At 65.4% G+C, this 18034-nt stretch carries 18 protein-coding genes; 2 read left to right on the forward strand and 16 right to left on the reverse strand.

Annotated elements, in window-relative coordinates; translation table 11 throughout:
* Nucleotides 1-248 precede the first annotated feature (248 nt).
* From FFI97_RS09295 to FFI97_RS09315, 5 genes are read right to left on the reverse strand one after another with little or no spacing between them, the layout of a single operon-like run.
* Nucleotides 249-1064, reverse strand: a complete 816-nt coding sequence (locus FFI97_RS09295) for an enoyl-CoA hydratase-related protein (protein ID WP_139701752.1) — start codon at nucleotides 1062-1064, stop codon at nucleotides 249-251.
* Nucleotides 1061-1618 carry a DUF2889 domain-containing protein gene (locus FFI97_RS09300; protein ID WP_139701753.1) on the reverse strand — a complete coding sequence of 186 codons (558 nt, stop codon included), beginning with the start codon at nucleotides 1616-1618 and terminating at the stop codon, nucleotides 1061-1063. The genes FFI97_RS09295 and FFI97_RS09300 overlap by 4 nt, the downstream gene beginning before the upstream one ends.
* Nucleotides 1615-2787: a CaiB/BaiF CoA transferase family protein gene (locus FFI97_RS09305; RefSeq protein WP_139701754.1), complete on the reverse strand. Its 1173-nt coding sequence runs from the start codon at nucleotides 2785-2787 to the stop codon at nucleotides 1615-1617. The genes FFI97_RS09300 and FFI97_RS09305 overlap by 4 nt, the downstream gene beginning before the upstream one ends.
* Nucleotides 2788-2823: 36 nt before the next feature.
* Nucleotides 2824-3498: a transglutaminase-like domain-containing protein gene (locus FFI97_RS09310; RefSeq protein WP_139701755.1), complete on the reverse strand. Its 675-nt coding sequence runs from the start codon at nucleotides 3496-3498 to the stop codon at nucleotides 2824-2826.
* 6 nt (nucleotides 3499-3504) lie between these two features.
* Entirely contained in the window at nucleotides 3505-4668 is a 1164-nt protein-coding gene (locus tag FFI97_RS09315) for an acyl-CoA dehydrogenase family protein (RefSeq protein ID WP_139701756.1), read from the reverse strand.
* A 141-nt stretch (nucleotides 4669-4809) separates the two neighbouring features.
* Here FFI97_RS09315 and FFI97_RS09320 point away from each other — a divergent pair, with 141 nt between their 5' ends.
* Nucleotides 4810-5403, forward strand: a complete 594-nt coding sequence (locus FFI97_RS09320) for a TetR/AcrR family transcriptional regulator (RefSeq protein ID WP_139701757.1) — start codon at nucleotides 4810-4812, stop codon at nucleotides 5401-5403.
* Between the two features lie 36 nt (nucleotides 5404-5439).
* Here FFI97_RS09320 and FFI97_RS09325 read toward each other — a convergent pair whose 3' ends face one another.
* The 9 genes from FFI97_RS09325 to FFI97_RS09365 form a co-directional block, all read right to left on the reverse strand.
* Nucleotides 5440-6600 (reverse strand): ABC transporter substrate-binding protein, encoded by a 1161-nt coding sequence (locus FFI97_RS09325; RefSeq protein ID WP_139701758.1) that lies wholly within the window; start codon nucleotides 6598-6600, stop codon nucleotides 5440-5442.
* A gap of 51 nt (nucleotides 6601-6651) precedes the next feature.
* Nucleotides 6652-7698 (reverse strand): branched-chain amino acid ABC transporter permease, encoded by a 1047-nt coding sequence (locus tag FFI97_RS09330; protein ID WP_139701759.1) that lies wholly within the window; start codon nucleotides 7696-7698, stop codon nucleotides 6652-6654.
* A complete protein-coding gene (locus FFI97_RS09335; RefSeq protein ID WP_139701760.1) occupies nucleotides 7698-8570 on the reverse strand; it encodes a branched-chain amino acid ABC transporter permease in 873 nt (290 codons plus the stop codon). The genes FFI97_RS09330 and FFI97_RS09335 overlap by 1 nt, the downstream gene beginning before the upstream one ends.
* Nucleotides 8567-10429 carry an AMP-dependent synthetase/ligase gene (locus tag FFI97_RS09340; RefSeq protein WP_139701761.1) on the reverse strand — a complete coding sequence of 621 codons (1863 nt, stop codon included), beginning with the start codon at nucleotides 10427-10429 and terminating at the stop codon, nucleotides 8567-8569. The genes FFI97_RS09335 and FFI97_RS09340 overlap by 4 nt, the downstream gene beginning before the upstream one ends.
* On the reverse strand, nucleotides 10422-11213 hold the full coding sequence (locus tag FFI97_RS09345; RefSeq protein WP_139701762.1) for an ABC transporter ATP-binding protein: 792 nt from the start codon (nucleotides 11211-11213) through the stop codon (nucleotides 10422-10424). The genes FFI97_RS09340 and FFI97_RS09345 overlap by 8 nt, the downstream gene beginning before the upstream one ends.
* Nucleotides 11210-12040 (reverse strand): ABC transporter ATP-binding protein, encoded by an 831-nt coding sequence (locus tag FFI97_RS09350; RefSeq protein WP_139701763.1) that lies wholly within the window; start codon nucleotides 12038-12040, stop codon nucleotides 11210-11212. Before FFI97_RS09350 ends, FFI97_RS09345 begins: the two co-directional genes overlap by 4 nt.
* A gap of 208 nt (nucleotides 12041-12248) precedes the next feature.
* Nucleotides 12249-13130: an acyl-CoA thioesterase gene (locus FFI97_RS09355; protein ID WP_139701764.1), complete on the reverse strand. Its 882-nt coding sequence runs from the start codon at nucleotides 13128-13130 to the stop codon at nucleotides 12249-12251.
* Nucleotides 13127-13879 carry an NAD(P)H-dependent oxidoreductase gene (locus FFI97_RS09360; RefSeq protein ID WP_185993583.1) on the reverse strand — a complete coding sequence of 251 codons (753 nt, stop codon included), beginning with the start codon at nucleotides 13877-13879 and terminating at the stop codon, nucleotides 13127-13129. Before FFI97_RS09360 ends, FFI97_RS09355 begins: the two co-directional genes overlap by 4 nt.
* Before the next feature lie 68 nt (nucleotides 13880-13947).
* Nucleotides 13948-15228, reverse strand: coding sequence for an NAD(P)/FAD-dependent oxidoreductase (locus FFI97_RS09365; RefSeq protein ID WP_139701766.1), 1281 nt, complete (start codon nucleotides 15226-15228; stop codon nucleotides 13948-13950).
* Between the two features lie 168 nt (nucleotides 15229-15396).
* On the opposite strand from FFI97_RS09365, the gene FFI97_RS09370 reads away from it, so the two are divergent.
* The gene (locus FFI97_RS09370) at nucleotides 15397-16020 is read left to right on the forward strand and encodes a TetR/AcrR family transcriptional regulator (protein WP_139701767.1); all 624 of its coding nucleotides are present in this window, start codon (nucleotides 15397-15399) and stop codon (nucleotides 16018-16020) included.
* A 9-nt stretch (nucleotides 16021-16029) separates the two neighbouring features.
* On the opposite strand, the gene FFI97_RS09375 is transcribed toward FFI97_RS09370, so the two are convergent.
* Both FFI97_RS09375 and FFI97_RS09380 read right to left on the reverse strand, forming a co-directional pair.
* On the reverse strand, nucleotides 16030-16731 hold the full coding sequence (locus tag FFI97_RS09375; RefSeq protein WP_139701768.1) for a nitroreductase: 702 nt from the start codon (nucleotides 16729-16731) through the stop codon (nucleotides 16030-16032).
* Between the two features lie 88 nt (nucleotides 16732-16819).
* Nucleotides 16820-18034 carry a CoA transferase gene (locus FFI97_RS09380; protein WP_139701769.1) on the reverse strand — a complete coding sequence of 405 codons (1215 nt, stop codon included), beginning with the start codon at nucleotides 18032-18034 and terminating at the stop codon, nucleotides 16820-16822.

Raw genomic sequence — 18034 nt, forward strand, 5'->3', positions numbered from 1 at the left:
CGGGGCCCCGTCGTCAGCTCCAGGGGAGCGTGCGGGGCCTGTTGTTCGAATGCCGCGCCCTTCGTTCAGGCGCACCATGGACATTAAGGAGAGGCCTCGCGCGAGGTATCGTCGTATCCGACGATCCCCGTGGCATCGCGCTGCGGGCTTTCCCGCATGTGGGCCCGCAGTGAAAAAGCCCGGTGCGACTGCACCGGGCTTCGGGGTCCGTTCCGGGCGCATGAACGCCTCATGCCGCCTCGCGGCTTCTACGCATTTCGTCGCCCGGCAAAGACAGGCGGACGCCGCTCGGCGAACGCGCGCACGCCTTCCGCAAAAGAGTCGCCATCGATCAGCGCCTGCTGGCGCTCGCATTCGAGGATCAGCTGCTGCTCCAGGCTGTTGCGGCCGGCGGCCGACGCGAGTGCGCGTGCCTCCAAGATCGCATGCGATGGCAGACGCGCCAGGCGCAGCGCCAATGCCCGGGCCGCCTCTTGCAGGATCTCGTCATCCGTACACGCCCAGATCAATCCCCACTCCGCAGCCCGTTGCGCATCAAGCTTCTCGCCGGTCAGTGCCAGGCCCAGCGCACGTGCCGGGCTGACGGAGTGCGGCACCAGCCAGCTGGAGCCCATGTCCGGCACCAGCCCGAGCGAAGGCATGAACGGCAGGTAGAAATAGGCGGAGCGCGCGGCGAGCACCATGTCGCCGGACAAGGCCAATCCCACACCGCCGCCGGCGGCCACTCCGTTGATCGCGCAGACGACGGGCACCGGCAGTGTGCGCATCTCCAGCATGATCGGGCTGGCCTGCTCACGCAGCAGTTGGCCGACGTAGTCACTCAAGGTGCCGCTGGCCGGATCGGCGGCGCGGCGCCCGAATTCCTGCAGGTCCGCCCCGACGCAGAAACCGCGGCCGTTGGCGGTCAGCAGCAAGGCGCGAATGTTCGGGTCTTCGCGTACGCGGTGCAGTCCGCCGAGCAGACCTTGGAGCAGCGGCTGCGTCAACGGGTTGAGCCGCGCGCCTTCATTCAGGGTCATTGTGGCGACGCCGTCCTGAACATCGAAAAGCACAGCGTCATTCATGGCGAAGGTTTCCTATGGAATTGGGGGAAATAGGTCCGGACGACTTCGCCGTCCAGCCGGAGGGCATGGCAACCGCCCAGCGGCGTTTGGCGTTGCTCGCTGGCGCGCGCGTCTTGCTCGGCAAAGCTGCCATCGGCCCAGAACAGCTGGAAGGCGGTGCTCGCCATCAAGGGCAGGAGTTCCGTGATGTGGGTGCAGCCCGCGATGCCGCGGAACAGGCGCTTCACCTGCTGGGTGAAGCCCGGCTCGATGCGCTGGCCGATCAGCTGGCGATAGCCGGTTTCCACGCCCGAGCACGTGGAATAGGGGGTGTGCTCGCTGAATGCGGCCGCATCCACGATCTCGCGCTGCGCGTTGAGCACCAGGCGCACCCGCATCTGGTGAATGGGCTCCTCGGCCGGGACCACCCGGCTCACCAGCTGCAGCGGCATGGGCTTGGTATCGATCAGCGTGGCCTCCAGTTCGAGGAGGCCATCTTCGCGCCGGAAACCATCGCAATGGATACGACGGGAATGCAACGGCGTTCGTGCGCAGGGCGGTGGTGCAAGGCTCATGCGACAGCTCCGGCCAGATGAATGACGCCGGCCTCGTGCAGCGCGCGGATGTCCTCGAGCGCAAAGCCTGCGTGGGCAAGCAGTTCCCCGGTGTGCGCCCCCACCGTGGGTGCGGGCTGTGGAAGCCCTGAAGGCGTCCGATCGAATCGCGGCGCCGGCGCGGGCTGACTGACGCCCTGCGGGGCGACGAAGGTTCCACGTGCCCGGTTGTGCGGGTGCAAGGGCGCCTCGGCCATCGACAACACCGGCGCAAAACACGCATCGGTGCCTTCCAGCAGCGCGCACCATTCGTCACGCGTGCGCTGGCGCATCACGGCATCGAGCTTGCGGCGCAGCGCGGGCCATTCCCCCTGCGCCCATTGCTGTCGGAACTGCGGATCGTCGATGCCGCACAGCGTCAGCAGTTGGCTGTAGAACTGCGGCTCGATGGCGCCGATCGACACGTAGCGGCCGTCCGCGCATTCATAGGTGCCGTAGAAATGCGCCGCACCGTCCAGGAAGTTGCTTTCCCGCCGGTCTTGCCAGAAGCCTTTGGCCATGAGCCCGTACTGCGCAGCCATCAGCAGCGCCGCGCCGTCGGTCATGGCCGCGTCGACCACCTGCCCCTTGCCCGAGTGCTGGGCCTCGGCCAGCGCGGCCAGCACACCCACGACCAGCAGCATGCCGCCGCCGCCGTAGTCGCCCACCAGGTTCAGCGGCGGCACGGGGGGGCGATCGGCCTCGCCCATGGCGTGGAGCGCGCCCGACAGGGAGATGTAGTTGATGTCGTGGCCGGCCGCCTGCGCCAGCGGCCCGGTCTGGCCCCAACCGGTCATGCGGCCGTAGATCAGTCGCGGATTGCGCGCATGGCACACCGACGGGCTCAGGCCCAGCTTTTCCGCCACGCCGGGGCGAAACCCTTCCACCAGGATGTCGGCATGCTCCATCAACCGGAGCACCGCCTCGACGCCGCGCGGGTCCTTCATGTTCACCGACACCGAGCGTCGGCCGCGGTCGACGATGCTGTCGTTGCGCATCAGGTCTTCAAGGCCTCCCCTGGAAGGAGGTCCGGGCAGGCGATCGACCCGAACGACCGTGGCGCCCAGATCGGCCAGCATCATGCAGGCGAACGGCCCCGGGCCGATGCCGGCCAGTTCAATGACAGTGATGTGGGAGAGAGGCCCGGACATGACGCAGCTTTCGAAAAGAAGGGAGAGCAGAAAAATTCATGCGTCAGCGCGGCTGTCGCGCCACAGCGTCGGCGGGTAGTAGCCGGTCCAGTCGGCCTCGATGCGTTGAAAGGGCACGTCCGACCAGATGCCGTGATCGCGCAGGTATTCCATGTGCACCGATCCGTCGGCCTTGAACTGCTGGAGCACCGCGTCTTGCGTGCCGTCGAACTCGGTTGGCGGGACGCCCATCAGCGCGCACAGTTCCTTGTTGAACGCGGGCACGGCCTTCACCCAGCGCCCTTCCAGGTAAAGCGCGGCCCAGCCGTGGTGCATGAACACATCACGCCCGCCCATGGCCTGTTGCATCTTCGGCGTGCTGAAATGATTGACCACATCCGACAAGCCGATCGCGGCCGGGATGCCGGCGCAGCGCGCCGCGGCCACCAGCAGCGCCGCCTTCGGGATGCAGAAGGCCTCGCCGTCCACCACCACAGTGCTTGCCTTAAAACACGCCTGCGTCAACCGCACATTGCCCGCGTCATAGCGGACCTGGTCGCGCACCGCGCCAAATAGCCGAACGGCCTTCTGTGTCGGCGTCGTCGCGTCCCGGACTGCATCGGCCACGAACTGGGCGACCGAAGGAGCGCCGAAGTCCAGAAACTCCGTTGCCGCCAGGTAGCGGTCGCCCGGTTCGGGCCATCCGTAGGGGGTGAATTCCGTCCCGTTCATCGCCGCTCACATGCGCTTGGCGACTTCTTCGAGCATCACCTCGGTGGCACCGCCGCCGATGGTCAGGATGCGGGCATCGCGCGCCATGCGCTCCACCGGCGTGCCGATGATGAAGCCGGTGCCGCCGTGCAACTGCAGACAGGTGTGGACCACTTCCTGCAGAGTCTCGGCCGCGAAGGCCTTGAGCATCGACACCTCGCGCACGGTGTCCTTGCCCTCGGCGATCATCTGGGCGCACTGGTAGGTGAGCGCACGCGCGGCCGCCGCCTTGGACGCGACCCAGGAAAGCTTGTTGCGCACCACCTGCTGGTCCCACAGCGTCTTGCCGAACGCTTGGCGCTGGCGCACGTAGTCCACCGTCAGTTCGATGGCGCGGGCGCAGGTTCCCGAGACCAGCGCGCCCACCACCAGCCGTTCGTTCTGGAACGTGCTCATGATGTAGTAGAAGCCCTTGCCCTCCTCGCCCAGCAGCGCATCGGGCGCCAACTTCATGTCGTCGAAGAACAGTTCGGCGGTGTCGGACGAGCGCCAGCCATGCTTGTCGAACTGGCGCGCGACTTTCAGGCCAGGGTTCCCCTTCTCGACGATGAACAGCGAGATGCCGCGACTGCCCTTCGCATCAGGATCGGTGCGGGCCGCCACGATGAAGATGTCGCCGTACACGCCGTTGGTGATGAAGGTCTTGGAACCGTTGACCACCCAGCCGCCATCGGGCGTTCGCTGCGCGCGCGTCTTGAGGCCGGCGACATCCGAGCCCGCGTTCGGCTCCGTGACGCACACGGCGCCCACCTTTTCTCCGGCGCAGGCCGCGGGCAGGTACTTCAGTTTCTGCTCATGCGTGCCGCGGTGCGCGATGTGGCCGATGGACATGTCGCTGTGTACCGTGAGGGCCGACGCCACGCCGCCGTAGCCGGAGCGCGCCAGCTCTTCCCCGAGGACGACGGAAGCCAACGGGCCCATGCCGCCACCGCCGTATTCGACCGGGTGGCGCATCCCGAGGAACCCAAGCTGGCCAAGATCGCGGAACAGCTCGCGCGGGATCTCACCCGAGACTTCCCAGGCATCGGCACATGGAACGATGCGCTCGCGGACAAAGCGGCGCACCTGCTCGCGCACCATGCGCAGGTCTTCGTCGAGGAGGTCGGGTTCCAGAAATTCGAATTCGGTCATAAGGGTGGATGCGTGATGGATTCAGTTCGAAGAACGTGCGTGCCGAATCATTTAATAGACCGGCGCGTCGGTTTATTTTATTGACGCAAGTGGCTCTGTGCAAGCATCGCTTGCTACACTTCCCGCCCCAAGGAGGACCGCATGCCCCGCGTACGTTCAGACGACTATGAATCCAAGAGCCAGTCCATCATGGATTGCGCTGCCGCCCTTTTTGCCAAGGAGGGCTACCCCGCGGCCAAGATGCAGGATGTGGCCAAGGCGTGCGGGGCGACCAAGTCGATGCTCTATCACTATTTCCCGGGGAAGGACGATCTCCTGTTTGCGATGCTGCAAGAACATCTGGAGCGGCTGATCGCGGCCCTGGAGGAAGCGCTGGCCGGCAAGGGAAAGCCGGGCGAGCGCATGCAACGGCTGGTCCAGGCCTACATGCAGAAGTCGGTCCAGTCGCGCCGCCGTCACATGGTCGCGATGAGCGATGTGAAGTTTCTTCCTAAGGCCAAGCAGGCGCCGCTCATTGCACTGCAGCGCCAGCTGGCCGAACTCATCGCGGGCCTGTTGCGGGAGCTGAACCCCCATCTGGCCGACAACCTGTACAAGCCCTACACCATGATGCTGGTGGGCATGCTCAACTGGACCGACTTCTGGTATTCGTCCACAGGCCCGGTGAAGCCCCAGGAACTGTGCGACCGAATGGCGCGCCTATTTCTCAACGGCTTCCTGGCAGAGAAGGGTTGAGATGAGAGGGGCGCCCCCTGCGCCCCTCCTGCGTTCTCACGGCACCAGTTTGTAGGTCGAGGTGACCGGATCGGCCTTGAGCAGAAACAGCTTGGGCGCCGCCAGATGGTTCGTCGCCGAGAAGCTGATCGGTGTCATGGCACCCGTTTCCAGCTTGCTGACCTTGGCCAGTTCAGCGTTGGTGCAGTCCCAGGTCAGCCCCTTGCCGCATCGCTCCATCGCCGTGAACAGCGCGCGCGCCGCAGCATAGCCGGTGAACGAGTAGCGGTTCACGCGCGTGCGCTCCTCCGCGGAAAGATGTCTGTCCAGCTTCTCCATGAAGCCCTTCGCCTCCGGAGCGCTCTCCAGGTAGACGTAGTCCACCGTGTACACGTTTTCACCGGCCGAACCCATCATCTTGGCGCTGGCGGGCACGCGCGAAACGTAGGTCACGCCGACCGGGATCTTGTGCCCGATGCGCTCGAGCTCCTTGACCATGGTGACGTTCTCGCCAAGCACGCCGCCTGCCATCAGCGCTTCGGCGCCGGCCTGCTTGACCTTGAGGATTTCCGACGAAAAGTCCGACTGGCCCTTCTTGAAGATCTGGCTGGAGACCAGCTCCAGCTTCTTTTCCTTGGCCGCTCGCTCGAACCCGTCCCGCACGTTCTCGCCGTAATCGTCGTCCTGCGAGATCAACGCCCATTTCTTCCCGGGGTAGCGCTCCGCCATCTGGGCCACCAGGCCGTAGACCGCTTCGCGCATGTCGTAGCCCACGGCGAACACGTTCTTGATGGTCGGCTTGTACAGCCCTTCGTAGGTCGTGATGGGCGCCATGGCGGGAACCCCGGCCTGCTTGAAGAGCGACATCGCGGCCTGGGCCTGGGCCGTGCCCGAGATCGAGGTGAACGCGAAAACCTTGTCGCTGTTCAGGAGCTTTCGAACACCCTGGATCGTGCGCGAAGGCACATAGCCGTCGTCCTCGGAAACCAGGCGCAGCTTTCGACCACTGATGCCTCCATTGGCATTGGCCTCGGCGACCGCGACCTTCACGCCCAGGTTGTGCGCCACACCCAACATGGCGGGCGGACCGGTCAGTGGCAGGATGTCGCCAATGACGATCTCGCTATCTGTCACGCCCTGCTGCTGCGCCGATGCAGGCGCAGCGACGCCGGCGGCCAACAGGCTGGCGGCGGCAAGCCGCAAGAGTTTGTGCTTCATGAATGTCTCCTGATAGTTGTGGCAATCAGCCGTTGGGAAAACTCGCGAAATTCAGTAGCGAAGCGGCCAGAACACCCAAGCATGGCGCAGGTCGTGCCACATGCCGCGCAGGCCACGCGGATCAAAGCGCAGGAAGGCGACGATGGCCAGGCCATAGAGAATGGTCTTGACCTCATGCGCACTGGTCGTCATCAGCTCGGCCAGGCGACCGCCGAGGCCGGCCATCAGCGCCGAGAACACCTCGGGCATGCTGACGATGAACACGGCGCCAAGCACGGCACCGAGCACGGAGCCGATGCCGCCGACGATGATCACCGCCAGCGCTTCGATGCTCAGCAGGAAGGGATAGCCCTCCACCGAGACGATGCTCATGTACATGCCCATCAGCGCTCCGGCCACACCGGTGAGCGCCGCGCTCACGAGAAATGCCAGCAGCTTGTAGCGCACCAGGCTGATGCCCATGGTGCGCGCCGCGATGTCGTTGTCGCGGATCGCCACCAGCGCCCGGCCGACATAGGAGCGCCGTAGGTTCAACACCACAATCACCGCCAGCACGCACATCGCCACGCAGAACCAGTAGAAGGCCCTGTCGCTGGACAGGTCCATTCCGAGCATGACCGGGCGCTCGACGGCGATCCCACTGCCCGCCCCGGTGAACTTGCCGCCCGCGAGGATGCCGGCGCTCACGATGTGCGCAAACGCCAAGGTTGTGATTGCAAGATAGAGCCCATGCAATCGCAGCGAAGGAATGCCCACGATCAACCCAAAGGCTGCCGGCACGACGGCCGACATCGCGAGCGCAAGCTCGGGCGGCAGGCCCAGTCGCGTGACACCGATCGCATAGGCGTAGCCGCCCAGCATGAGAAAGCCGACGTGGCCCAGCGAGATCAGCCCGGTGAACCCGGTGAGCACCATCAGGCCCAGTGCGCCCACGATCGTGAACAGGATCACCGTCATGTGCGACAACACGTAGTTGCTCATGACGAACGGCGCCCCGATCAGTGCGACCAACAAGACCGCCACCCAGGCTTTCACCGCGGGCGAATCCGTCAGGACCACCAGATCGCTGTACTTTTGTTTGAAGAAGCCGCTGCGCATCAGACCCTCTCAATTCTTTTTTCACCGAACAGACCGAAGGGCCGCACCATCAGGACCACCAGAATCAGGACGAAGCCGGCGATCTCCTTGAGCGTGCTCGGCAGGTAGCCGCCCACGAGGTTCTCCAGCACGCCGATCACCAGGCCGCTGACCCCTGAGCCCAGGATTGCGTCGAAGCCACCCAGCACCGTGGCAGGAAAGGCTTTCAGGCCGAGTTCGAAGATGGTGGGCGCCAGGCCATAGATGACCGCGAAGAAAGCGCCCGCGAGACCGGCGAGGCCGGACGCTGCCGCCCAGGCCACCGCCTGCACGCGCGCCGTGGACACGCCCATCAGACGCGCCGTTTTCTCATCGGCCGCCACCGCGCGCATGGCCACACCGAATCGGCTGCGGCTCAGGAAAAACCAGAAGCCCGCCAGCGCCAGCAGCAGCACGGCGATCACGGCGATCTGGCTCACACGCATGCCGATCCCACCCACGTGCACGATGGTGTCCGCGCCCGCCACCGCAAACTTCTGCGGCGAGGCGCCCCAGATCAGGGTCACCAGGGAACGCAGCATCACGGACAGGCCCACTGTCACCAGCACGACGGACAGCACCGATTCGCCGAGCATGGGTCGCATGATGAGCCGCTCGCAGATCAGGCCCAGGAGCGCGCCCACCACCACCGCCACGAGCACCGTCAGCACGGCGCCGGTGCCCAGGGTGACGGCGATCGACCAGGACGTGTAGGCGGTGAGCATGCCCATCTCGCCCTGTGCGAAGTTGACGATGCCGGTGGCCTTGTAGATCACCGCGAAGCCCATCGCGACCAGTCCGTAGATGGCACCGATTGCCAGGCCCGAAACGACCAGTTCGATGAAATAGCTCATGACGCTTGCCCGTAGATCTGTTCGAGCTCGCGCGCGAACTTCTTGTTGATGAGGCCGCGGCGGACCTTCTGTGTGGCGGTGACTTCGCCGTCGTCGTGGTCCAGCTCTTTTTCGAGGAGCACGAACCTGCGGATGTTTTCCACTCGTGCAAAACGCGAGTTCACCTCGTCGACCACGCTCTGGATGAGCGCCACGACATCGGGCAGGAGCGTCACCGACTTGAACGTGGTGTATTGCAGGTCGCGCTCGGCGGCCCATCGGCCCACGCTGTCGAAGTCGATCTGGATCAGGCCGCCCAGGAACTTGCGGCCCTCCCCCACCACGATGGCCTCGCGGATGTACGGGCTATCCTTCAACGCGTTCTCGATCTCCGAGGGCGCGATGTTCTTGCCGCCGCTGGTGATGATGATGGCCTTCTTGCGGTCCACCACCGCGACCTCATCCTCGCCGCGCAGTTCCACGATGTCGCCGGAGGCGAGCCAGCCGTCGGCCTGCAGGATCTCGCTCGTTCCCTTGTCGTCGAACAGGTAGCCCTTGAAGACACCGGGCGAGCGCAGGAAGACTTCACCGTCCGCGCCAAGCTTCCATTCAGTTCCTGGCATCGCGGGTCCGCAACTGGCATTCAGGAAAGGGCGTCCCGGCACTTGCACGAACCCCAGTCCGCACGACTCTGTGAGTCCGTAGCCCTGCCCCACCGGCACGCCGATGATGTCGAAGAAGCGCAGGGTCTCGGGCGACACCGACGCGCCGCCGCACATGCGGGTGTGGGTGCGGTTCAATCCCATGTGGCGCTGCATATTGCGAAACAGCGCGGCGTACCAGAAGCCGAATTCCAGCCGATCACCCAGCGCCGTGAGCCGGCCCTTGGCCGCACGACGATCGGACAGCACCCGCCCTCGCTTCATGCCGACGCGGTAGACCCAGCGGGACAGACGGGTGCTGTCCTTCATCTTGAACTCGAAGCCCTGCTGCAACTTCTCCCAGATGCGCGGCACGCCGAGAAAGAAGGTTGGAGCGATCTCGCGGATGTTGGTGGCCACCGTGTCGACGGACTCGGCAAAGTTCACGCAACCGCCCGAGATCAGGTGCTGCACCGTGGAGTAGGCACGCTCCGCAACGTGGCACAAAGGCAGGTAGCACACCGATTCGAACGGCTGGTCGTGCATCTGCCGCGCCGCGCGGTAAGCGTAGGTGCCATAGATGAAGTTGCGGTGCGTGAGCATCGCGCCCTTCGGCGGCCCGGTGGTCCCGGAGGTGTAGACCAGGATGTTGACGTCATCCGGCACCAGGCTCTCGATGCTGGCGTCCAGCCGCTTTTCCGCCGTGGCGTCCTCGGCCGCGAGCTGGTCGCCCAGCGCCAGCAGATGCGCGAAGCTGTGCGGCCGGCCCGGCTCGTAGCGACGCAGTCCTTTCATGTCGACGCAAAAGAGATGCTGCAGATGCGGCAAGCCGGCTTCGCTGGCCATCGCGTCGAGCACCTTGTCGGTCTGCTCCTGGTCGCCGGTGATCGCCACCTTCGCCTGGCAGTGGCCTGCGATGTACAGCACCTCGGCCCAGGGGTTGGTGGGATAGATGCCCACCACCTGCACACCGATCATCTGGGCACCGAGGTCGGCATAGAACCACTCTGGGAGCCCTTCGGCCGCGATGATGATGCGGTCGCCGCGCCGCAGGCCGAGCTTCATCAGGCCCAGTGCCGTGCGGCGCGCGTCGCGATAGTAGTCGGCCCAGGTGCGCGTGCGCCAGATGCCGTTGACCTTCTCGCGCAGCGCCACCTGCGCGCCGCACTCCAGGGCATGCGCGCGCAGCAAAGCCGGCAGCGTGCCTTCACCGCGAATCAATTGCTCGTGCTCAAACATGGCTGCCCTCCTCTCCGAGGTAGGCCGCCAGCACGGCCGGGTTCGCTGCCACGTCGGCCGGCGTTCCCTGCGCGATCAGGCAACCGAAATCCAGTACGTACACACGGTCCGAAAGGTCCATCACCACTTGCATGTCATGTTCGATCATCAGCACCGCGACGCCGAATTCGTCGCGGATGTCCAGGGTGAAGCGGGCGATGTCCTCTTTCTCTTCACGGTTCATGCCCGCCACGATTTCGTCGAGCAGCAACAGGCTGGGCTCGCAGGCCAGCGCCCGGCCCAGCTCGACACGTTTTTGCTGGCCATAGGCCAACTGGCTCACCGGCTTGTCGCGCAACTCTTCGATCTCCAGGAACTCGATGATCTGTTCGACCTTTTCGCGCGCGGCGATCTCCTCGCGCCGGGGGCGGCCCCAGAACGCGAGTGACTCCAACACGGAATAGTTGAAGTGGATGTGGCGCCCGACCAGCAGGTTCTCGATCACGCTGCCTTGACGGAAGAGCGCCAGGTTCTGAAAGGTGCGGCCGATGCCCAGGCGGGCAAACTCGGAAGACTTGAGCCTCGCCGTGTCCTGGCCCTTGAACAGGATCTGCCCCTCGCTGGGCGGCAACACGCCGCTGACGAGGTTGAATGTGGTGGTCTTGCCGGCGCCATTGGGGCCGATCAGGCTCACGATCTCGCCCGGCATCACCTTCAGGCTGACTCCATTCACGGCCTTGACGCCGCCGAAACGCTTGGAGATGCCGATCGCCTCCAGGACCGGGGTTTGCGCGAGCGTGCTCATGACAGCCACCTCTTGCGGCGCTTGTAGTGCTTGACGTCTTTCATGCTGGTGCGCCCGGGCTGCGAGCTCAGGCCAAGGTAGAACTCGCGCACGTCGGCGTTACGGCGCAGTTGCTCGCTGGTGCCGTCCAGCACGACGCGACCGTTCTCCATGATGTAGGCGTAGTCGGCAATGGCCAAGGCCCGGTTGGCGTTCTGCTCGACCAGCAGGATCGTCAGGCCGGTGGTGTCACGCAGCTTCTGGATACTCTGAAAGATCTCTCTGACGATCAGCGGCGCCAGGCCTAGCGAAGGCTCGTCGAGCGCCAGCACGCGCGGCCGGCTCATGAGCGCACGCCCGATGGCCACCATCTGCTGCTCACCACCGGAGAGGTAGCCCGCGACAGTGCCACGCATATCGGCCAGCCGCGGGAACAGCGCAAACACTTCCTCACGCCCACGCGCGAGGCTGGCTGCAGACTGCAGATGCGCTCCTGCGATCAAGTTCTCTTCCACCGTCAGCGTGGCGAACAAGCGGCGCCCTTCGGGCACTTGCACCATGCCCTGGCGCACGATGGCGGGCGCCAGCGCCTTTTCGATGGCCTGGCCGTTCAGCAGGATCGAGCCCTTCTCGATCTCGCCGTCTTCGGCATCCAGCACGCCCGACACGGCCTTGAGGACCGTGGACTTGCCCGCGCCGTTGGAGCCCAGCAAGGCCACGATCTGACCTGGCCGGACTTCCAGCGACACGTCACGCACGGCTTCGATGGCTCCGCCGTAGACCACCTGGATGTTGTGGATGGCAAGCGCGGGCTTCGGGGGGTCGCCTGAAGGTTGAGTGATGACCATACATCGAGAAATTTGAGGCCGGCACCGCCGGCCTTGTGAAAAGGAATATGCTCTTTTATAGACCGTCTCGTCGGTCTGATAATGCGCGAATTATGAGAGCCTTCAAGAGCCCCGACGCTGGGGATTACCCTCGAAGGGACCGTGTTCTCGCGAATCGGAATATCTGGCGCCCTGCACGGTCTCCCGCACATGCCTGCGTGCCGCTCAATCAGTCCGCGTAGGCCAGCAGGCAGTCCTGAGTGGCCGTTGCCACATGACGCCCCTCGAGGTCGTGGTAATGGGCAATGGAGAGTCCACGCCCATGTGCCGCATGCAGGCTCTCGGACGCCACGTGCAGCCAGCCATCGCAGCGCGGCACCCGGTGCAGCCACACGCCATGGTTGAGGCTGGTGATGTAGATCGGCCGCTCACCCGCCCGCTTCAGATGCGGCGCCATGCTGCAGAAGTTGAGCCACCAATCGGACAGATAGGCAAAGCACGCGGCCTGCACCCGCGGCGCATCGGGCAGGCTGTGCGGCACCCGCATCCAGTAACGGAATCGATGGTCTGCCGTGGCCCCGTCCAGTTGGCGTTCTGCGTCCGGAATGCGGAACTCGATGCAGTCGTTGACATCGCGGCCATACCCGCCCATCAGCGCCAACTGGTCGCGCAGCGTCGGCGACACTTGCGCCAGGCGAGACAGGCGCTCGGGCGCTTCGTCGGCGGGCGCCAGGCTTGGCCGCGCGTGCGTCGGCCCATCAAGAGGCAACGCGCAACTCACCTGGGCCTGGAGCACCGTGCGCTCACCCTGCGCCCCGCGCACGCCGACCGAGTGAAAACGCTTGCCGTTCTGCAGCTCCGACACCGTGTAGTCGACCGGTTGGTCCGGCATCGCGCCCTGCAGAAACAGGAATTGCATCGCCGTGGGCTCTCGCTCCGGCGGCGCATCGAGCAACGCCGCATGGAACGCCTGCCCCAACAACTGACCTCCATAGGAGCGACCGTTCTGGTTCGAGTCGCTGTAGCGGCTGCGCCAGGTCTGCGGCGCAATCCGGTCCAACGCCATTCGCTGCGCCAGCGTGAGGGCGCTGTCCACAGCCGCGTCGTTCATTCCGCGGTCAGCTCCGGCCGGCGATGGCCGTTCGTGCGCGGTGCGATGCCCGGCTTTAGACGCCAGTCCGCACCGAATTCATCGAGCCGGTGCAACGGCATTGGCGCTTCCTGGCCGATGCCACGCAGTCGCAGGGAGAACGCATCGATGTAGCCGGCGCGCGTCTCGGGTGTGGTGTAGTGGATGGACCACGAGGCATGCGGCGCCAGTACCTCGAAGCCCGCGTAGGCCAGCGTGCCATGGAGCAGGTGCCACAGATTCACGTCCAGATGGGCCAGCAGGCCGTCGGGCTCGACCATGCCGGGCAGGCACGCGGTGCTGGTGCACACGAGCGCGCGCCGCCCCTTCATGCCGCCGGCGTCGAAGCGCCGGCCCTTGCCGTACACCACGCCATTGACGAACACGCGGTCGAACCAGCCCTTCATGATGGCCGGCACCGAGAACCACCACAGCGGGAACTGCAGGATCAGCATGTCGCACGCGAGCAGCTTGTCGATCTCCGCCTGGATGTCCGGCGCGAAGGCCTGGTGTTCGTGGGCATGCTTCTGCTCACGGTCGTACTGCAGCGCATCGGGGAAGCGCCGCTCGCGGAAGTCCTCGGCACTGGCGACCGGATTGAAGCCCATGGCATAGAGGTCGGACACCACGACCTGGTGTCCCTCCTCCTGCAGAACCTGTATCGAGCGGTTCAGCAGGCCGCGGTTGAAGGACTTCGGTTCCGGGTGGGCGTAGACGATCAGTATGTTCATAGGCATCCTCGTGATTTCGTTGTTGCAGTGAGTCAGTGGAAAGTGGTCTCAACAGGGGCCGCCGCGGCTTATCCCAGCTGCGCGACAGTCGCAGGCGCTGCTGGCGAAGCCGGCAGACGATCTTTGAGGGACACGGATTCGTCGCCCAGCGCGGGGCCATCCACCCTCACACCCGCGGCGACCAGCCGCTTCGCGAGCATGAAATCGGCTGGCCGGTTCACCGCATCGGCCGCGATCACGACCCCCTCCTTGAGGTAGAAGGCGATGAAGCGCCGCGATGCGGGATCGCCTCGCAGCACACAGGCGTCGTGGCCCTGCGACAAGCCGACCATCTGCAACTTGAGGTCGTACTGATCCGACCAGAACCACGGCACCGCGTGGTTGGGCTTGGGCTTGCCGCACAACGCCGAGGCGGCGGCCCTGGCCTGCTCCAATGCGTTCGGTACGGACTCGAGGCGAATGTGCCGGTTGTAGAGCGCACTGTGATGCGCGGTGCAATCGCCCGCCGCAAAAATGTCGGGGTCGGAGGTTTGCGAGAACGCGTCGACCACGATCCCGCCGTCGATGGCGAGTCCAGCCGCCTGCGCCAGTTCCACGTTGGGGAGCATGCCAATGCCGGCGACCACGATGTCGGCGGCAATGCGTTCGCCCGAAGCACACACCAGCGCGGTGATTGCGCCATCGTCCGCCAGTTCTGCGCGTTCGACGGACAGCCCGGTGCGCAGCTGCACGCCCGCCTCGCGATGCACGGCTTCGTAGAAGGCCGCCACCTGCGCACCGGTCACCCGTGCAAGCACACGCGGCAGTGCCTCGATCACCGTCACCTCGGCGCCGAACTTTCGCGCCGACGCCGCCAGCTCGAGTCCGACATAGCCACCGCCCAAGACGACCAGGCGTGCGCCTTCTTTCAGCCCGGCGCGAATCGCATCGGCATCCGTGAGCGTTCGAAGGTAGTGCAGGTTGCGCGGCTTCGCACCTGCGTCCAGCCCAGGCAACACGAGCGTGCGCGGGCGCCCGCCCATGCACAACGCCAGCTTCGTGTAGGGCATGACCCGGCCGTCCTGGAGATGGACACGATGACCCGCCCGGTCGATCTGGACGAGCTGCGCGTCCGAATGCACTTGAACCCTGGCCGCCTCATAGGCCGACGCAGGCCGCAGTGCAAGCGACTCAAAGCTCGCGGCACCATGCAGGTATGCTTTGGACAGCGGGGGTCGCTGGTACGGCAGCATGGCCTCGTCGCCGATCAAATCGATACGACCGAGCCAGCCTTGCTGCCGCGCAGCCACCGCCAACTCGGCACCGGCATGACCGGCACCCACGATCAGAAGAATTTCGTTTTCACGCATGCTGTCCCCAAAGAATTTCGACCATCTACATCCAAACAAATCGCATATAGACCGTCTCGTCGGTCTAATAATAGAACCTCAGCGGAATATTGACAAGCTGCGCCCGCGTCTCCTCGGAGGGCTCGCGGCCAGCGCTGCCACTGCATCCACACATCACAGGACCAAGCCATGACACGGGTACGCGCAGACGACTACGACGACAAACGACAGTCGATCCTGGACCAGGCCGCGGCGCTGTTCGCCCGCAAAGGTTTCGAGGGATCCACCATGATCGAGGTCGCGCAAGCCTGCGGCGCCTCGAAGTCGCACCTCTACCACTACTTCGCTCGCAAGGAAGACCTGCTCTTCGAGATCGTGCGCGTGCACATCACGGCGCAACTGGACGAGCTCGAGACCGTTGTGACCCAGGCGCTACCGGCCGAAGAGCGCTTCAACCGGTATGTCGAGACCTTCGTTGCGCGGGGGGCCAACTCGCGCAACGAACACCTGGTGCTGATGAACGACATCAAGTTCCTGCCCGACGCGCAACGGCGTGAAGTGCGCAAGCTCGAGAACCGTATCGTGGACCTGCTCGTGAGCGTGTTGCACGAGATCAACCCCGAGCTGATGCCCGCGCGCTCGCCACGCGGCCCCTACGCGATGCTGCTGTTCGGCATGATCATCTGGACCTTCACCTGGTACGAGAAGAGCGGCGCGATACCGCCGAGCGAACTGGCCGCGCGCATATCGCAGTTGTTCGTGTACGGGTTCAAAGGGCAGCGCTTCGTGCCGCCTGCCCCGCCCAAGCGCTGAGCTGCGGGATCAACTGCCCTCCTCGTCACCCTCGCCGACCCACACCACGCAGTCGCTGACCGGCGCGCGCGCGGTGCGAAAGCCGTTCGCCGGATGCGATGCGTCGGCCATTCCGAATGAAATGCCGCACACGATGCGGCGCTCTTGCGGAATAGCGAGGTGCGCACGAAGCACGGCGGGATGTGCAGCCACCGCCGCCTGCGGAATCGCCGCGATGCCCAGCGCTTGCGCGGCTGTCAGAAAGTTGGCGACGTACGCGCCGCAGTCAATGGCACCATAAGTGCCAAGTGCCTCGTCTGCCGTCACGATGACCAGGTGCGGCGCCCCGAACAACCGGAAGTTCTCGTTCGCCTGCCGCGCCGATGCCGCGCGGTCGCCCTCTGCGATGCCGACCGCCGCATAAAGACCCATGGCGCACTCGCGCCGACGCTCGCGGTAGATGCCGTTGTACGCACGCGGCCACGACAGGTCGGGCGCAGGTGCGTCGGACGCGGCGGCCAGCAGCGCCGTGCGCAGCCGCTCCAAGCGCGGGCCGCTGGCGATGTAGACCTGCCAGGGCTGCGCGTTGCACCAGGAGGCGGTGCGCTGGGCCGCATCGAGCACGCGCTCGATCTGCCCGCGTGCGAGTGGCACCGGCAGGAACGCGCGGCAGCTGTAGCGTTCGCTCAACAGCGAACGCAGCGTGTCGAATGCAAGCGAGGCTTCAGCCATGCGCGAACCTCTCGTGCACACGCAGTGCAAACTTCTTTTCCATGATGTTCTTCATTGGGTTGGGGCACACATGCGAGGACGTCGAAAATCACCCGCCGACCACGCCTCTGTCATGCAGTCGACCGAACTCAGCGCTGTCCACGCCAAGCACCGAGCACAGCACCTGCTCCGTGTCCGCTCCCAGCCGCGGCGCCGGCTGCACTGCACGCCGAGGCACGGCAGAGAAATCGATCGGCAGCCCCGGCGCGATCAGGGAACCCACGCCGTGCTGCGCGATCTCGCCGAACATCGGGTTGGCCAAAGAACAGGATTCGTCTCCGCTCACGAGCTGGGTCACGGTTTGATACTTGCCCCAGCAGACGCCGTGGCGATCGAGCTGTGCGGCCACGTCCGCGAACGGCCTGGCGCCCATCCAGCGTGCGACCACGGCCGCAATCTCTTCGCGCGCGTGAAAACGGTTGCCCTCGCGCGCAAGATCGAGCCCGGTGCGCTGCGCGATCGCGGCGATCTCGTCCCCCATCGCCAGCGCATCGCAGAGCGAACGCCATTGCTTTCCTGTGAGGCCGACCACCATCACACGCACGCCGTCCGAGGTTGGGAAGTCGTGGCCGAACGCACCAAACAGATGGTTGCCGTGGCGACCTCGTTCCTGCCCCAGTTGCGCCTCCGCCAGAAAACCCAGGCTGCCCACGGCAGCGAGCGCCACGTCTTCGAGCGCTAACTTCACATGTTGGCCCACGCCCCTGCGCCGCCGATGCCGCTCCGCCGCCAGCAACCCTGCCGCAGCCATCTGGCCGGTGACGAGGTCCCAGGCCGGCAGCACATGGTTGACGGCCGTTTCGGCCCCGCCGCTGCCAGTGAGATACGGCAGGCCCATGCGGGGGTTGATCGTGTAGTCCACGGCTGAACCACCATGACGGTCGCCCTGCACCGTCAGTTGGATCAGGTCGCTGCGCCGCTCGCGAAGGCTCTCGTGGTCCAGCCAGCCGCGCGGCGGGAAGTTGGTGAGCAGCATGCCCGCATCCTCGCCGGGTGCAGCGATGAGTGCCATCGCGAACTCCCGGCCCTCGGGCGAGCCGAGGTCGAGGGTGACGGATTTCTTGCCCTTGTTGAGCCCGGCCCAGAACAAGCTGGTGCCGTCCTGGGTGACCGGCCAGCGCCGGTAGTCCAAGCCACCACCCAGCGCATCGATGCGGATCACCTCCGCGCCCATCTGGGCCAGCGTCATGCCGCCGAGCGGCGCCGCCACGAAGGCGGCGGCCTCGATCACGCGCATGCCCTCCAGCAGGTTGGCGTTGTCCAT

It is taken from the genome of Variovorax sp. KBS0712 (assembly GCF_006323185.2).
Classification (GTDB): domain Bacteria; phylum Pseudomonadota; class Gammaproteobacteria; order Burkholderiales; family Burkholderiaceae_C; genus Variovorax; species Variovorax boronicumulans.

What these genes read in the sequence shown, in the direction of transcription:
- FFI97_RS09295 (WP_139701752.1), bottom strand. Translation starts at nt 1,064, where the DNA reads ATGAATGACGCTGTGCTTTTCGATGTTCAGGACGGCGTCGCCACAATG.
- FFI97_RS09300 (WP_139701753.1), bottom strand. Translation starts at nt 1,618, where the DNA reads ATGAGCCTTGCACCACCGCCCTGCGCACGAACGCCGTTGCATTCCCGT.
- FFI97_RS09305 (WP_139701754.1), bottom strand. Translation starts at nt 2,787, where the DNA reads ATGTCCGGGCCTCTCTCCCACATCACTGTCATTGAACTGGCCGGCATC.
- FFI97_RS09310 (WP_139701755.1), bottom strand. Translation starts at nt 3,498, where the DNA reads ATGAACGGGACGGAATTCACCCCCTACGGATGGCCCGAACCGGGCGAC.
- FFI97_RS09315 (WP_139701756.1), bottom strand. Translation starts at nt 4,668, where the DNA reads ATGACCGAATTCGAATTTCTGGAACCCGACCTCCTCGACGAAGACCTG.
- FFI97_RS09320 (WP_139701757.1), top strand. Translation starts at nt 4,810, where the DNA reads ATGCCCCGCGTACGTTCAGACGACTATGAATCCAAGAGCCAGTCCATC.
- FFI97_RS09325 (WP_139701758.1), bottom strand. Translation starts at nt 6,600, where the DNA reads ATGAAGCACAAACTCTTGCGGCTTGCCGCCGCCAGCCTGTTGGCCGCC.
- FFI97_RS09330 (WP_139701759.1), bottom strand. Translation starts at nt 7,698, where the DNA reads ATGCGCAGCGGCTTCTTCAAACAAAAGTACAGCGATCTGGTGGTCCTG.
- FFI97_RS09335 (WP_139701760.1), bottom strand. Translation starts at nt 8,570, where the DNA reads ATGAGCTATTTCATCGAACTGGTCGTTTCGGGCCTGGCAATCGGTGCC.
- FFI97_RS09340 (WP_139701761.1), bottom strand. Translation starts at nt 10,429, where the DNA reads ATGTTTGAGCACGAGCAATTGATTCGCGGTGAAGGCACGCTGCCGGCT.
- FFI97_RS09345 (WP_139701762.1), bottom strand. Translation starts at nt 11,213, where the DNA reads ATGAGCACGCTCGCGCAAACCCCGGTCCTGGAGGCGATCGGCATCTCC.
- FFI97_RS09350 (WP_139701763.1), bottom strand. Translation starts at nt 12,040, where the DNA reads ATGGTCATCACTCAACCTTCAGGCGACCCCCCGAAGCCCGCGCTTGCC.
- FFI97_RS09355 (WP_139701764.1), bottom strand. Translation starts at nt 13,130, where the DNA reads ATGAACGACGCGGCTGTGGACAGCGCCCTCACGCTGGCGCAGCGAATG.
- FFI97_RS09360 (WP_185993583.1), bottom strand. Translation starts at nt 13,879, where the DNA reads ATGAACATACTGATCGTCTACGCCCACCCGGAACCGAAGTCCTTCAAC.
- FFI97_RS09365 (WP_139701766.1), bottom strand. Translation starts at nt 15,228, where the DNA reads ATGCGTGAAAACGAAATTCTTCTGATCGTGGGTGCCGGTCATGCCGGT.
- FFI97_RS09370 (WP_139701767.1), top strand. Translation starts at nt 15,397, where the DNA reads ATGACACGGGTACGCGCAGACGACTACGACGACAAACGACAGTCGATC.
- FFI97_RS09375 (WP_139701768.1), bottom strand. Translation starts at nt 16,731, where the DNA reads ATGGCTGAAGCCTCGCTTGCATTCGACACGCTGCGTTCGCTGTTGAGC.
- FFI97_RS09380 (WP_139701769.1), bottom strand. Translation starts at nt 18,034, where the DNA reads ATGGACAACGCCAACCTGCTGGAGGGCATGCGCGTGATCGAGGCCGCC.